Origin of the sequence: Streptomyces sp. NPDC021012 (genome assembly GCF_044333355.1) — a bacterium.
Classification (GTDB): domain Bacteria; phylum Actinomycetota; class Actinomycetes; order Streptomycetales; family Streptomycetaceae; genus Streptomyces.
The window spans coordinates 59,298-73,616 of sequence record NZ_JBIRQU010000011.1; the positions used below are offsets into that span (position 1 = coordinate 59,298).

A 14,319-nucleotide genomic window follows, 5' to 3' on the forward strand; every position below is an offset into this window, starting at 1 on the left:
CGGTGCGGACGTGACCCTCCCATCATCGCCGACGGGTGAATCCGGGGTGGAGTCCGGGCAACCCCGAGGGGCCGTCCGGCGTCCCTCCCCCGGGGGCGACCACCGACGGGGGGACTCATTCCATGCGCGGGCCACGCTGGTGGGCGGAGCTGTCTCTGATCGCCGTCGTGTACGCGGCCTACTCGGGCGGCCGGGTCCTGGTGAAGGGCGACGAGGCCTCGGCCGTGGGGCACGGGCTCGCGGTCCTGCGGTTCGAGGAGGGTCTCGGGATCGACGCCGAGCATCCGCTGAACCGGCTGTTCACGTCCGTGCCCGCGCTGGGGATCCCGGCGGACTTCGCGTACGCCTCGCTGCACTACCTGGTGACCCCGGCGGTCCTGGTGTGGCTCTTCCGCCGCCGCCCCGCGCACTACCGCGCCGCCCGCGCCTGGCTGATGCTCTCCACCCTGCTCGGGCTCGTCGGCTTCACGCTGCTGCCGACCTGCCCGCCCCGGCTGCTCGACGCGGCGCACGGCTTCTCGGACACGATGGCGCACTTCAGCGCGTACGGCTGGTGGGGCGGCGAGGCCAGCGCGCCGCGCGGTCTCGGCGGGATGACGAACCAGTACGCGGCGATGCCCAGCCTGCACGTCGGCTGGGCGCTGTGGTGCGGAGTGATGCTGTGGCGGTACGGGCGTACGCCGCTCACGAAGGCCCTCGGGCTGGCGTATCCGCTGGTCACCGCGCTGGTCGTGATGGGCACCGCCAATCACTATCTGCTGGACGCGGTCGCCGGGGCGGCCGTGATGGGCGCCGGTCTGCTGCTCGCCCCGTACGCGCTGCGGCTCGTCGACCGGCTGCGCGGAACGGCGGAAGCGCCCCCGGTTGTCAGTGGCGGATGCGAGACTTCGGCGGGTGAGCGCATCCCCGGACAGCGGTCTGTCCGCACCACCGTCGACGACAAGCAGGCATCGGCTCGCTGAGCTGCGCGGACCGGGCGTCGTACCGCGTCCGCTGGACGCCCGCGCCCTCGCCGCGCTGGCCGCCAACCCGGGCTGCCGGCGGCGGGCCGTCCTCGACGGCGCCGGGGTCGACAAGTCGGCGCTGGCCGCGAAGCTCGGCTCGCCGGCGCCGTTCGGGCAGTCGCAGTTCGCGATAGTCCGGGGCAACTCCTTCGAGGCGAAGGTCAAGGCGGACGGCGGCCGCGAACTGCTGCGCCTGATCGGCGTGGAGGAGCCGGGCGAGGTGTCCCTGCCGGACCTGGCGGCGGCCGGGCCCGAGGGCCGGGTGGCGCGCACCGCGCTCGCGCTGCGGGAGGCGACGGAGGCCGGGGCGTGGGCGCTGCTCGACCATCCGCTGCTCGCCCTGGAGGTCGCGGGCTCCCCCGTCTACCTGGAGCCGGACGCGGTGGTCGTGCACCCCGACGGCGGGTGGACGGTCGTGGAGATCAAGTCGTTCCCGATGATCGACGGTTCGGCCGACGCGGCGAAGGTGGGCGCCGCGGCCCGCCAGGCCGCCGTGTACGTGCTGGCACTCGAGCGGGTGGCGGCGCGCACGGAGGGCGCGCGGGTCGCGCAGTCGGTGCTCCTCGTCTGCCCGAAGGACTTCTCGAACGTGCCGGCGGCCTCGGTGGTCGACGTGCGCAAGCAGCGGTCGGTGACCCGGCGTCAGCTGGCCCGCCTCACCCGGATCGACGAGATCGCCGGGGCGCTGCCGGAGGGCACCAGCTTCGACGTGGTGCAGCGGACGGCGGAGGAGCTGACGGCGGCCGTGGAGTGCGTGCCCCACCAGTACGCGCCCGAGTGCCTGGCCGCCTGCGAGCTGGCCTTCCACTGCCGCTCGCGCGCCCGGGAGGCGGGCGCGGTGGAGACCCTGGGCCGTTCCGTACGGGGCGAGCTGGGCGGCCTGACGACGGTCGGCGCGGTCCTGGCGGCGGCGCGCGGCGAGGAGGGCGACCCGGAGGACCCGGCGGTCGCGGCGCTGCGGCGGGCGCGGGCGCTGCGGGACGAGGCGCTGGCCGGGGTGGCGGCATGTCGCTGATCTCCACGCTCGCCCGGATGGAGGCCGTCGAGTCGGGCCGGGCGCAGCCGCTCGCGACCGTCCGGCACCGGCGGCTTTCCGCGCGGCCGCTGGTCCTCGTACCGCTGACGACCGCCGGTGAGGCGGGCGCCCCGCTGGGCGCGCTCGTCGGGACCGACCCGGAGGAGCCGCGGCTGCTCGTGGTGTCGCAGCCCCGGGACCGTGACCTGCGGTTCGCGTTCCTCGCCGATCTGGCCGAGGAGATCCTGCCGTACGTCGACTCGTTCACGGACGTCGTCGAGGCGGCGGAGAGGAGCGAGACCGATCCCGAGACCGGCAAGAAGGTGAAGGTCGAGGTCGAGCTGTGCGCCGACGCGCCGCAGCTGATCGTGCCGAGCCGGGCGGCCATCGAGTACGTCCGGCTGCTCGGGCGGTCCACGCGGTTCCGGCGGACGGCCGAGCAGGACCCGGAGACGCCGTTCCCCGCGCCGCCGCGCGTGCCGCTGCTCGGGCGCTGGCTGACGCACTTCGGCGAGCGGGCCCGGGTGCCCGGCTCCTCGCTGCTCCTCGCGGCGACGGACCTCCTCAACCGGCACTGGGCGACCGGCCAGTCCTCCCTGGAGGACCAGCACCTGGGCGCGCTGCTCGCCTGGATCGACCCGCACGACGGGGAGCCGGGCGCGGAGGGCGCCCTGCGGGCCGAGGTGGGCCGGGACGCCCAGGGCCAGTTGCTGTGCCCGCCGGCCGGTCCCGCGACCGACCCGGCCTTCGACAACAAGCTCCTGGCGCCCGCGATCGAGCGGTACGACAAGGCCCGGCAGGCGCTCGGCGCGGCCGAGGACGGCGAGGCCGCCGACGCGGGCCTCGGCGCGCTGCACGCGGCCGAGCGGGAGCTGCGCCGGCTGGTCGTCTCGCAGCTGAAGCCGACCTGGGAGGCGACCTGGCGGGCGATCGACCTGCTGCGGGAGCTGCCGGAGGGCGCCAGGGTCGAGGACCGCTGGACCCGCGACCGCTGGTCCTTCACCGGTCACCGGGACCGGGTCGCGGCCGGTGAGCCGCCGCAGCCGCGCCGGGACGACGCGGTGACGGCGGCGCAGAAGCTCGCGGCCCGCGAGCAGGCGCAGGGGCAGCTGGAGGCGCACGAGGCCCTGGACGACCCGCTGGTGATGGCGGGGCGGCGGCTCGCGGGCGAGGCGTTCGCGGCCGAGGTGGTCGAGGTGACGATGGCGTGGACGGAGTCGAAGCGGCCCGCGCCGCGCCCGCTCGTCACGGTCCGCACGGACGACCGGCCGCATCTGGGCGAGAAGGTGAAGGTGTACCGCTCGCTCGAAGGCAAGCCGCAGACGGCGGAGTTCGTGCGGTACGAGGAGGACGGCTCGCTGCTCCTGCGGATCCTGGACCGGATGGGACGCTCCAAGGAGCCCGCGGAGGGCTCGGTGCCGGAGAAGGGCGAGCGGATCACCTGGACGCTCTTCGAGCACGACCAGCGGGTCGGCCCGAAGCTGCCGGACCCGGAGGAGACGCCGTGGACGCACGGCGGCCCGCCGCGTACGGACGTGGTGGAACTGCCGGACGCCGTGACCCCCGAGGACGTGCTGTGAGCCCCGAGACCTTCGATCCGTCGGCGGAGGCCGCCCGCGCGACCGACGCCATCCTCGCGGACACCCTGCGCGGCACCGCGCGCGGTGTCGTCGTGAACTCCCCGCCGGGCGCCGGGAAGTCGACGCTGGTGGTCCGTGCCGCGCTCGAACTGGCCGGCGCCGGGCGGCCCCTGATGGTGGTGGCCCAGACGAACGCGCAGGTGGACGACCTGGTGCTGCGGCTCGCCGAGAAGGAGCCGGAGCTTGAGGTGGGCCGGCTGCACTCCAGCGACTCCGACCCGTACGACAAGGCGCTCGACGACCTGGCGAACGTGCGGAAGTCGGCGAAGGCGGCCGAGCTGGCCGGGCTGCCGGTCGTGCTGTCGACGGCGGCCAAGTGGGGGCACGTGAAGAACGTGGAGCCGTGGGCGCACGCGATCGTCGACGAGGCGTACCAGATGCGCTCGGACGCGCTGCTCGCGGTGGCGGGGCTGTTCGAGCGGGCGCTGTTCGTGGGCGATCCGGGGCAGCTGGACCCGTTCTCGGTGGTGGGCGCGGAGCAGTGGGCGGGCCTGTCGTACGACCCGTCGGCGTCCGCCGTCTCCACCCTCCTGGCGCACAACCCGGAGCTGCCGCAGCACCGGCTGCCGGTCTCCTGGCGGCTGCCCGCCTCGGCGGCGCCGCTGGTGTCGGACGCGTTCTACCCGTACACGCCGTTCCGCAGCGGCACCGGGCACGGCGACCGGAAGCTGTCCTTCGGCACCGCCTCGGACGGTTCGGCCCCGGACCGGGTCCTCGACGAGGCGGCCGAGTCCGGCTGGGGCCTGCTCGAACTCCCGGCCCGGCACACCCCGCGCACCGACCCCGAGGCGGTCGGGGCGATCGCCCTGGTCGTGCGCCGGCTCCTGGACCGGGGCGGCGCGGCGGTCTCGGAGCGCTCCGAGACCCCGGTCCCGCTCACCCCGGACCGGATCGCCGTCGGCACCGCCCACCGCGACCAGGCGGCGGCGGTACGGGCGGCGCTCGCGGACCTCGGGGTGACGGGCGTGACGGTGGACACCGCCAACCGGCTCCAGGGCCGCGAGTACGACGTGACGGTCGTCCTGCACCCCCTCTCGGGCCGCCCGGACGCCACCGCCTTCCACCTGGAGACGGGCCGCCTGTGCGTCCTGGCCTCCCGGCACCGGCATGCCTGCGTCGTGGTGTGCCGCGCGGGCGTGGCGGAGCTCCTCGACGAGCACCCGTCGACGGATCCGGTGCAGCTGGGGGTGGCGGTGTCGTTCCCGGACGGCTGGGAGGCGAACCACGCGGTCCTCTCCCACCTGGAGGAACACCGGGTGCCCTGGACGCCCTGAGGCGGGCGCCGGGGGCGTACGGAGAGGGGTTCGCGCTCTTGCGTGGCGCGGGACAATGGAAGACGGCCCGGGATTCCGGGCCGTGCCTGTGCGAGGAGGAGAACGACGATGGCGGAACCCGCGGAGCGGAGCGCACAGCGGCGGCTGCGGCCGGCACCGCTGATCTTCGAGCCTGCCGAGGCGACCGCCGATCCGGAGCACTTCTTCGACCTGGAGTCGATAGAGGATCCGCGCGAGCTGCTGTCCCGGGCGACGGAGCTGACGCTCGCGTTCCGGGCGGCGACGGACCGGGCGACCGAGTTCCAGGCGATCGCGGCCGCGCAGCTGGCCGACCCGAAGCGGTTCGACCGGCTGACCCCGGCGGACGTCGCCGAGCGGGCGGAGTGGACCGAGGACTACGCCCGGAAGATGATCGAGTTCGGCCGTGACCTGATCCGGACGAACGGGCGCCCGCAGGAGGACTGAGCCCGCCCGCCGCGCCGGCGCGTGGCCCGGAGGCCGTACGGGCCCGGCTGGGAGGCGTACCGGTGTCCGGCGCGAAGGCCGTACGAGCCCGGCTCGGAGCAATGTCGGTGTCCGGCGCGAAGGCCGTACGAGCCCGGCTCGGAGCAATGTCGGTGTCCGGCGCGAAGGCCGTACGAGCCCGGCTCGGAGCCGTGCCGGCGCCCGGCTCGGAGGCGTACACCTGACCGAAAAAGCCCCCCTGGCATATGCCGAGGGGGCACGATACTCCTCGCGCACCCCTCCTGTCCGGGATTCCGGGAACCCTCGGCGATCGGCTCGTCACACCCGGTAGACCTGGATCCATGACGACCTGGCTGCGCGACGAGACCCGGCACGACATCTTCCGGTTCCTCCGGGAGGGCGACGAGGGGCGGCACCAGACGGCCCGGGTGACCGCCGACGGGGCCGCCTGGCTCGTCTCGGCCGCCGGGGGCCGCGCGGGCGCCGCGCTGACCCGCTGGGAGTCCCGGCCGGCCGCTCCGGCGGCGCTGCCCTGCGGGACCGTCTTCGACGTCGTGAACGTGGACCCGGTCTTCGGGCGCCGGATGCTGGACCGGCTGTGGGAGGAGGGCCCGGGTTCGGGGCCCGTCGCGACGCACCGGGGCCGGATGATGCTGTTCGCCGCGCCGGGGACGGCCCAGCGGCTGCCCGCCCTGCTCGACTGGGAGGAGTGGGGCGAGGCCGTCCCCCGGCCGCTCTGTCACGGGCTCGGGGACGCGGTGACCGTGCCGGCGCTCGTGCCCTCGGACTCCGCCGGGCCCCGCTGGCTGGTCGCCCCGGACACCCCGCACCCCTGGCTGCCCGGCCCCGAGGTCATGCTCTGGGCCTGTGTGCGGGCGGCCAGGACGGCTTCCGCCGCCGACGTGCGGGTATCGATTTTTCCTCCCGCCGATCCGGATGCTAATGTCTACGACGTCAGCAGGCGCCGCTAGCTCAGTTGGTTAGAGCAGCTGACTCTTAATCAGCGGGTCCGGGGTTCGAGTCCCTGGCGGCGCACAGACAGGAGAAGCCCCTCGCGGAAGCGAGGGGCTTCTCCGTTTTCCCGGTCAGTGCCTGCCGGGCGGGGTGATCTTCACGGTCCAGGCGCCCGACCGGGTGCGCTCCACGACCTCCACCCGTACGCCCGTCCCGGGCACGGTCAGGGTCTCGCCCTCCTCCAGGGGGGCGTCCGCGAGCGGCGGGTAGACGGAGCGCTCCGCGCACGCCGCGGTGTCCGGGTGCGCGTCCACGACCTCGACCGGGCCCTCGCCGGAGGCCGCGTCGTTGCGGACCCGGTAGACGAGCACGCCCTCGGCGCAGGTGTCGGCGTCGTTCCCGGCGCTGCTGCGGGCCTCGATCGCCAGGACGCTGTCGGGGCCGGTGCGGACGACGGCGAGCCGGGTGCCGAGGGTGCCGCCGGGCCCGGGCGGGGCGTCGACCGGCTCCAGGGCGACCAGGCGGGAGCCGGAGCCCTGGACGCAGGTCACCTGGGCGCTGGAGAGCCAGCCGAGCTTCCACTTGTGCCAGGCGAAGAGGTCCGGGGCGAGCCCGAACTGGCTGCCCATGACGTCCCAGTCCCCCACATGGGTGTCCCAGTCGCCCTTGCCGTCCGCCGGGCGGCGGTAGAGGTCGGGCAGGTCGAAGACGTGGCCGGTCTCGTGGGCGAGGACGTTGCGGTCGGGCGGGTGCCGCTCGAAGACGGTGACGACGCGCCTGATCTCGGTGCCGTCGGCCTCCAGCGGGTGTTCGAGGTTGACGACCTTGGTCGCGTCGGAGTCCACGCCGGGCGCGTCCGGGTCGGCGACCAGGTAGACGATGTCGTACCGCGAGAAGTCGACGTCCTTGTCGGCGGCGGCGATCGCGTCGCGAAGGTAGGCGGCCCGCTTCCCCGCGTCCCAGTCCCGCCGTATGTCGTACGCGCCCGACTCGTGCGGCATCGGGGTCCAGACGGAGCGGACGTGCGGGCGCAGGGTGAAGCGCCCGTAGGAGGCGCGGTCGAAGAACTCGCTGGTGGCGGGGAAGTGGTCGGCGGCGAGTTCGGCCGGTGTGGTGAGCGGCGCGGAGTCCGGGAAGGACAGGAAGACCATGACCGCGTCGAGGGGGCGGTTCGGGCGCGTGTAGGACCCGTTCCAGGTGTCGAGGCCGAGCGAGTGGTGGGCGGCGGTGCGGGGCAGGGCGCAGGAACTCCCCGGGGCCACGCCGACGGCGGGGCCGGCGACGAGCCCGGTGGCGGCCAGGGCGGCGAGCGAGGTGAAGGCCGCCGCGCCGGCACGCAGCCGCGGGCGTTCCACTCCCCCGGGTGGCTGCTGAGCCCTCACGTGGACCTCCGTATCGGGAATGCGGGACACCCCACCCACCTTGTGATGGTTCGCGGCGTTTCGCATGTTTCCGCTGCCCCGGTCGGGTGAGGGCGCCCCACGGGGTCGACGCGACACGGGCGCGCTTCAGCTCACGGAAAGTCACATTCGGTCACGTCCTCGACGACCCGTGTCAGACCTGCGCAGAAACGATCGGGCGCGCCGTCGCGGTGGGCGGCCTCACAGCACCGGAGCCCGCGCGGAGACCCCTCGGAGCTGGAACGCTCCCCCGGCTGGCTCTATGATCGGCTCACTCTTCCTTGGCCGACCGTCCCGACCACATGTGACCGGCCCGACTGCACACGGGAGCGAGCGGTGAGCGGAACCCCCGAAGGACCGGCGCACCCAGAGCCGGTGGAGACACGCGCGGCCGAACCCGCGCTCACGGAGCGTCACCTCGCGCGCCGGGCGGCCGAACTCCGCGACTACCGGGCCGCCTTCCGCGTCGCCCAGCTCGCCATGGCCGTCGTCGACGAGGACGGCGTCGTCGTCGCCGCCAACGACTCCTTCGGCACCCTCCTCGGCACCGAACCCGAGGCGCTGCGCGAGCAGGCCGCCGCCGACCTCGTCGACCTCGCCTCCGACGGACGCACCTGGCATGCCTACCGCGAGGTGCTCGGCGGCCGCCGCTCCCGCTTCCGCTGCACCCGGCGCCTCAAGCACGCCGACGGCCGCTCGCTGTGGGCCGAGGTCACCGTCGCCCCCGTGCCCGACAGCCGGCGCGTCCTGCTCTCGATCACGGACATCAGCGACCGGCGCGAGCTCCACGCGCGGCTGCGCCACCTCCAGATGCACGACCCGGTGACCCGGCTGCCCAACCGCGCGCTGTTCTTCGAGCGGCTCCAGGCGGCCCTGGAGTCCGCGGCCCAGGACTCCGCCGCGAGCGCCGGACCGGGCGGCCGGTCACACGAATCGCACGAGTCATACGAGTCGTACGGCTATGGCAGAACAGGGCGGATCGGCCTCTGCTACCTGGACCTCGACGGCTTCAAGGCGGTCAACGACACCCTCGGCCACCGGGTCGGCGACCGGCTCCTGGCCGCCGTCGCCACCCGGCTCACGGAGTGCGCGGACAGCGACGGCTACACCCGCAACGGCGGCCACCTCGTGGCGCGGCTCGGCGGCGACGAGTTCGCGATCCTCGTCGAGGACTCCACCGGTACGGAACAACTGGCGGACCTGGCGCGCGCGGTGCTCGACGCGCTCCACCGCCCCTTCGACCTGGGCGGCCAGCGGCTCTCCGTCTCCGCCTCGATCGGCGTGGTCGAGCGCCTCGGGCGCGGGACGACGGCGACCGCCCTCATGCAGGCCGCGGACACCACGCTGTACTGGGCGAAGGCGGACGGCAAGGCCCGCTGGACGCTCTTCGACCCCGAGCGCAACGCCCACCGGATGACCCGGCAGGCGCTCTCCTCCACCCTGCGGCCGGCCGTGGAGCGCGGGGAGTTCGCCCTGGAGTACCAGCCGCTCGTGGACCTGGCCGACGGGGCGGTGCGCGGGGTGGAGGCGCTGGTGCGCTGGAACCACCCGCAGTTCGGCTCGCTCTCGCCGAATCGGTTCATCGGCATCGCCGAGGAGGACGGCTCCATCGTGGAGCTGGGCCGGTGGGTGCTCGACACCGCCTGCCGCCAGGCCCGGCAGTGGCAGAAGGACCATCCGCGCGAGCGCCCGATCTTCGTCAGCGTCAACGTGGCGGTCCGTCAGGTCTGGGACTCCGACCTGGTCGCGGACGTGGCCGGCATCCTCGCGGAGACCGGTCTCGCGCCGCACCTGCTCCAGCTGGAGCTGACCGAGTCCGCCGTGATGGGCTCGAACGGCCGGCCGCTCCAGGCGCTCCAGGCGCTGAGCGACATGGGGGTGCGGATCGCCATCGACGACTTCGGCACCGGCTACTCGAACCTCGCCTATCTGAGCCGTCTTCCGGTCTCCGTGCTCAAGCTGGACGGCTCCTTCGTCCGCGGCTTCCAGGACGAGGAGCACGCCAACCCGGCGGACGAGCTGATCGTCGAGGCGCTCGTCCACCTCGCGCACCGGCTGGGCCTCACCGTGACCGCCGAGTGCGTCGAGACCGCCGGGCAGGCCAGCCGGCTGCGCCGGATCGGCTGCGACACCGGGCAGGGCTGGCTGTACTCGCGGGCGGTGGCCCCGGACCGGATCGCCGAGCTGATCGGCACGGAGCCGCTGCCCGTGTAGCGCGTACGGGCATGGAACTGCCCCCGGCCGGAGGGACATTCCGGGCGGGGGCAGTGGTTCATGCGGGTCTCAGCCGGGGGTCAGCAGGCGCCGAGGTCCTGCCAGACGCCCCACTCGCCGGTGCTGCCGGGCGTCTCGTTCTGCGTCCACCACTTGGCCTTCCAGTTGTGGCCGTTGTAGGAGACGGTCTGGCCGCCGGTGTAGACGGTGCCGGCCACGTACGCCGGGGCGGTGCAGCCGGTGGGCGGCGTCGTCGGAGGCGTGGTGGGCGGGGTGGTCGGCGGGGTCGTGGGCGGGGTGGTCGGGGGCGTGGTCGGCGGGGTCGTGGGAGGCGTCGTCGGGGACGTCGGGGAGGAGCCGACCGCCGTCACGATGTCCTTGAAGAGCGTCGCGTTGGCGTCGAGGCCGAGCAGCGAGTACATCATCGCGCCGGCGAGACCGCGCTGGTGGGCGTAGTCGGCGCGGGCCTGGATGGTGCGCTTGTCGAGACCGGTGAAGAACTCGCCGTCCTTGTAGAAGTACGCGGACTTGGCCTGGTCGTCCCAGAAGGTGGTGGCCGCGTTGTCGACGATGCCGCCGAGCTCCTTGTAGTACGCGATGCCGGCCGCCTGGCTCAGCGGGCGGACGTTGGAACCGCCGGTCGCCGTCTGCGCGAGGCCGTTGGTGGTGCCGGCGGGGACGCCCTTCCAGCCGCGGTAGTAGAACTCGTAGCCGAGGGTCAGCTTGTTCGCCGGGAAGCCGCCGGTGATGCCGTAGGCGGGCTTGCCGTCGATCCAGGAGTCGATGGCGTTCTCGATCGAGTACTTCTCGGTGCCCGGCTTGATGACGTCGGTCGGGTCGTTCGTACCGGAGTGGAGCGGGGACTGGTGGTACGTCGGCCCGTCGCCGTCCCAGGCGCCGTGCATGTCGTACGTCATGATGTTCGCGTAGTCGAGGTACGCGCCGATCTTGTCCGTCTCGATGTTCTTGATCTTGTCCTGGCCGGCCGGGAGCGCGGCGGTCAGGAGGTACTTCTTGCCGCCGTGGGCCGCGCCGTACTCGTCGAGCTGCTTGCGGAACTCGGCGAGGAGGAGCGTGAAGTTCTGCTTGTCCTCGGGGGCGTAGTGGTTGCCGAGGTGGCCGTCGGCCGAGCCGGGGTACTCCCAGTCGATGTCGATGCCGTCGAAGATGCCGGCGGCGGAGCCGGCGCCGCCGAAGCCGCCCTCGACGGGCAGGTCGCCCTGGATGTACTGCTTGACGCAGGAGGCGACGAACTTCTTGCGGCTGGCGTCGGTCTTGGCGGCGTCCGAGAAGTACTTGGAGTAGCTCCAGCCGCCGATCGAGATGTTGATCTTCAGCTTGGGGTACTTCGCCTTCAGTTCCTTGAACTGGTTGAAGACGCCCACGATCGGCTGGTCCCACTTGTCGGCGACGCCGTCGACGCTGTCCGCCGCCGAGAAGGACTTCTGGTAGTCGGCGTACGAGTCGCCGGCGCCGTCACCCGCGCTGGGGTTGTTGTCGTCGCCCGCCGCCTTGTTCGCCTCGAAACAGGTGAGGTCGGTGGGGTGGATGTTGCCGAACGAGTAGTTGATGACGTCCAGGTTGGCCGCGATCCCCCGCTCGTCGAGGTGCTTGGGGTAGAAGGCGTTCCCGTAGACGCTCCACTGGTCGTAGTACGCGATCTTCACGCCGCCCGTGGAGGGGGCGGTGGCGGTCTCGGCCGCCTGGGCGGAACCGAGGCCGGCCGTGGCGGCGAGGGCGCCGGCGGCGAGGGCCGAGCTGAGAAGCGCGGCGATCAAGGGCTTACGGGGGTGCACGTGCTGCCTCCGAGTGGGGGTGGCGGTACGGAAGTTGGAGCAGTGATATCCGCCGCATGAACAGCGCGTCAATGGTCTGAACCAGATTGAGGACTAGACCAATTTGCCGAAGAAAGCCCTTGTCAGGGCCGTGCAGCACAAAACGGAACCGCCCGCCACCATCGGTGACGAGCGGTTTAAGGTTTCTTTAGGGCAGGACGGTGGTTCGTTCGGGAGTGAACCAACCGGCCCCCGGATCCCCCGGATTCACGCCTCGGGAAGCTCCGGCAGCTCGTACGCGTCGGCGATCAGCTCGTAGCTCCGCACCCGCTCCGCGCCGCCGTGCCCGTTGGCCGTGATCATCAGCTCGTCCGCGCCCGTCCGCTTCCGCAGGTCGTCCAGGCCCGTGCGGACCTCGTCCGGGGTGCCGTACACGATGTTCGCGAGCCAGCCGTCCACGAACTCCCGCTCGGCGGGGCTGAACCCGTACGCCGCCGCCTCCTCCGGCGTCGGCACCAGGCCGGGCCGGCCGGTGCGCAGCCGCAGCATCGCGAGCGCGCCCGCGAGGACCTGGCGGCGGGCCTCGGCCGCCTCCTCGGCGGCGAAGGCCGAGACGCCGATCATCGCGTACGGGGCGTCGAGGACCCCCGAGGGCCGGAAGGAGTCCCGGTAGAGGTCGAGCGCCGGGACGGTGTTCCTGGCCGAGAAGTGGTGGGCGAAGGCGAAGGGCAGCCCGAGCAGCCCCGCGAGGCGGGCACTGAAGCCGGAGGAGCCGAGCAGCCAGATCGGCGGGCGCCCCTTCGGGCCCTGCACGGGACCCGGCACGGCGTGGATCCGGGCGTACGGGTGCCCGTCCGGGAAGTCGTCGTCCAGGAACCGGGTCAGCTCGGCGAGCTGCTCGGGGAAGTCGTCCGCGCCCTCGTTCAGCGTGTCGGTGCGGCGCAGGGCGGCGGCCGTGGCCCCGTCGGTGCCGGGGGCGCGGCCGAGGCCGAGGTCGATCCGGCCCGGGGCGAAGGCCTCCAGGGTGCCGAACTGCTCGGCGACGACCAGCGGGGCGTGGTTGGGCAGCATGACGCCGCCCGAGCCGAGCCGGATGCGGCGGGTGTGGGCCGCGAGGTGGGCGAGGATCACGGCCGGGGAGGAGGAGGCGACCCCGGGCATGGAGTGGTGCTCGGCCACCCAGTGCCGGTGGAAGCCGCGCCGCTCGGCCAGCCGGCTCAGCTCGACGCTGGTGGCGAGCGCCTCGGTCGCGGTCCGCCCGCTGCCGACCGTCACCAGGTCCAGCACGGACAGCGGTACGGGCGCGGTGCCCCGCGCCTCTCCTCGAATAGCGTCGGTCACCGTCGGGACCCTTCTCGGCACGCGTACAGATACATCAGGAGCACAACAGGAGGGTGTCTCCGTTTATTCCGCCCGCTCGCGCGGCGGGAATTTCTCCCCCGGCCGGTGGCCGAACACCGACGCCCCGCGCCCCGGCGCACGCCCCTGACCTGAGGCTCCGCGCACCACCCATGACATGGGCATATGCCAGGGTGGCGAAGCCCAGTCCAGGGGCCGGGTCCGCCGCATCATTCTCGCCAACAGCCGCCCCGCAAAGGGTCCTTGGCGGCTATCGTGGGACGAAAGCTAGCGGTCACAACCTGGTAGGGGGAAACCGTGGCGCTGAAGCCCGAGCCCACCGCGCCGTTCCACTCGGTGCAATACGCCCTGCGCGTCCTCGAGACGGTCTCGCGGCACGGTGGCGGAGTGACGGACGTCCAGATCGCGCGCGAGTCCGGCCTGCCCGTCGCCCACCTGTCCCCGCTGCTCCTCATGCTCCGCCGCGAGGGGTACGTCGAGCAGGTCGCCGACGGCGCGTACGTGATCGGGGACTCCCTCGTTCTCCTCGGCTCCGGCCAGACACGCAGCGAGGCCCTGCGGGCCAAGCTCCAGGAGACCCTGACCGAGCTGCGCGACTCCGTCGGCGCGGCGGTCTACATCAGCCGGTACATCGACGGCGAGGTGAAGATCACCCAGTTCGCCGACGGCCCGCGCACGCCCCGGGTCAACGAGTGGGTGGACTTCCGCTCGGCGGCGCACGCCAGCGCGGTCGGCAAGTGCCTGCTCACCCAGCTCGACACGAACGGCCGCCGGGACCACCTCTCGCGGCACAAGATCGCCCGGCTGACCTCCCGGACGATCACCAACGAGCGGCTCCTCTTCTCCAAGCTCGACAGCCAGCCGGCGACCGTGCCCGTGCTCGACCTCCAGGAGTACGCGGTGGGCACGGTCTGCGCGGCCGTCCCGCTGACGGCGGGCTCGGCCGTGGGCTGCCTGGCGCTCTCCCTGCCGATCGAGCACGCCCACCGGCTGCGCGCGGCGGCCGACACGCTGAACCGCAGGGCCGCTCCGGTGGTGCTTTCCCTGGCGATCTGAGGGCGCGGACCGGCCTGGTCCCGCGGGGTGGTCAGAAGCACCCCTCGGGACCAGGTAGTATTTTCTCTGTCAGCAGGCGCCGCTAGCTCAGTTGGTTAGAGCAGCTGACTCTTAATCAGCGGGTCCGGGGTTCGAGTCCCTGGCGGCGCACAGACAGGGAAGG

Annotated in this window: 12 protein-coding genes and 2 tRNA genes; 11 read left to right on the top strand and 3 right to left on the bottom strand. The window is 73.2% G+C overall.

The genetic code is table 11. The features are described 5' to 3' along the window. Positions 1–122: 122 nt before the first annotated feature. From ACH4TP_RS30350 to ACH4TP_RS30385, 8 genes are all read left to right on the top strand, one after another. Complete coding sequence (locus ACH4TP_RS30350; protein WP_398439706.1) at positions 123–962, top strand: phosphatase PAP2 family protein; 840 nt, start codon at positions 123–125, stop codon at positions 960–962. Further along, positions 895–2,019 carry a hypothetical protein gene (locus ACH4TP_RS30355; RefSeq protein WP_398188776.1) on the top strand — a complete coding sequence of 375 codons (1,125 nt, stop codon included), beginning with the start codon at positions 895–897 and terminating at the stop codon, positions 2,017–2,019. Before ACH4TP_RS30350 ends, ACH4TP_RS30355 begins: the two co-directional genes overlap by 68 nt. Beyond that, a complete protein-coding gene (locus ACH4TP_RS30360; protein ID WP_398439707.1) occupies positions 2,010–3,599 on the top strand; it encodes a hypothetical protein in 1,590 nt (529 codons plus the stop codon). The genes ACH4TP_RS30355 and ACH4TP_RS30360 overlap by 10 nt, the downstream gene beginning before the upstream one ends. Further along, the gene (locus ACH4TP_RS30365; protein WP_398439708.1) at positions 3,596–4,933 is read left to right on the top strand and encodes an AAA domain-containing protein; all 1,338 of its coding nucleotides are present in this window, start codon (positions 3,596–3,598) and stop codon (positions 4,931–4,933) included. Before ACH4TP_RS30360 ends, ACH4TP_RS30365 begins: the two co-directional genes overlap by 4 nt. A 108-nt stretch (positions 4,934–5,041) precedes the next feature. Beyond that, entirely contained in the window at positions 5,042–5,398 is a 357-nt protein-coding gene (locus ACH4TP_RS30370) for a hypothetical protein (protein ID WP_389222244.1), read from the top strand. Positions 5,399–5,460: 62 nt separating this feature from the next. After that, complete coding sequence (locus tag ACH4TP_RS30375) at positions 5,461–5,622, top strand: hypothetical protein (RefSeq protein WP_398439709.1); 162 nt, start codon at positions 5,461–5,463, stop codon at positions 5,620–5,622. A gap of 117 nt (positions 5,623–5,739) precedes the next feature. Beyond that, positions 5,740–6,369 (top strand): hypothetical protein, encoded by a 630-nt coding sequence (locus tag ACH4TP_RS30380; RefSeq protein WP_398439710.1) that lies wholly within the window; start codon positions 5,740–5,742, stop codon positions 6,367–6,369. Then, positions 6,360–6,433, top strand: a tRNA-Lys gene (locus tag ACH4TP_RS30385). The genes ACH4TP_RS30380 and ACH4TP_RS30385 overlap by 10 nt, the downstream gene beginning before the upstream one ends. A 50-nt stretch (positions 6,434–6,483) precedes the next feature. On the opposite strand, the gene ACH4TP_RS30390 is transcribed toward ACH4TP_RS30385, so the two are convergent. Further along, entirely contained in the window at positions 6,484–7,734 is a 1,251-nt protein-coding gene (locus ACH4TP_RS30390; RefSeq protein WP_398188767.1) for a M6 family metalloprotease domain-containing protein, read from the bottom strand. Positions 7,735–8,088: 354 nt separating this feature from the next. On the opposite strand from ACH4TP_RS30390, the gene ACH4TP_RS30395 reads away from it, so the two are divergent. Then, entirely contained in the window at positions 8,089–9,966 is a 1,878-nt protein-coding gene (locus tag ACH4TP_RS30395; RefSeq protein WP_389222250.1) for a putative bifunctional diguanylate cyclase/phosphodiesterase, read from the top strand. A gap of 80 nt (positions 9,967–10,046) precedes the next feature. On the opposite strand, the gene ACH4TP_RS30400 is transcribed toward ACH4TP_RS30395, so the two are convergent. After that, positions 10,047–11,762 carry a glycosyl hydrolase family 18 protein gene (locus tag ACH4TP_RS30400; protein WP_398439711.1) on the bottom strand — a complete coding sequence of 572 codons (1,716 nt, stop codon included), beginning with the start codon at positions 11,760–11,762 and terminating at the stop codon, positions 10,047–10,049. A 246-nt stretch (positions 11,763–12,008) separates the two neighbouring features. After that, positions 12,009–13,082, bottom strand: a complete 1,074-nt coding sequence (locus ACH4TP_RS30405; RefSeq protein WP_398439712.1) for an LLM class flavin-dependent oxidoreductase — start codon at positions 13,080–13,082, stop codon at positions 12,009–12,011. A 315-nt stretch (positions 13,083–13,397) separates the two neighbouring features. Between ACH4TP_RS30405 and ACH4TP_RS30410 the strand changes: the two genes are divergently transcribed. Together ACH4TP_RS30410 and ACH4TP_RS30415 are read left to right on the top strand one after the other, a co-directional pair. Further along, on the top strand, positions 13,398–14,156 hold the full coding sequence (locus ACH4TP_RS30410) for an IclR family transcriptional regulator (RefSeq protein ID WP_398439714.1): 759 nt from the start codon (positions 13,398–13,400) through the stop codon (positions 14,154–14,156). Between the two features lie 76 nt (positions 14,157–14,232). Next, positions 14,233–14,306 (top strand) — tRNA-Lys (locus tag ACH4TP_RS30415). Positions 14,307–14,319 lie beyond the last annotated feature (13 nt).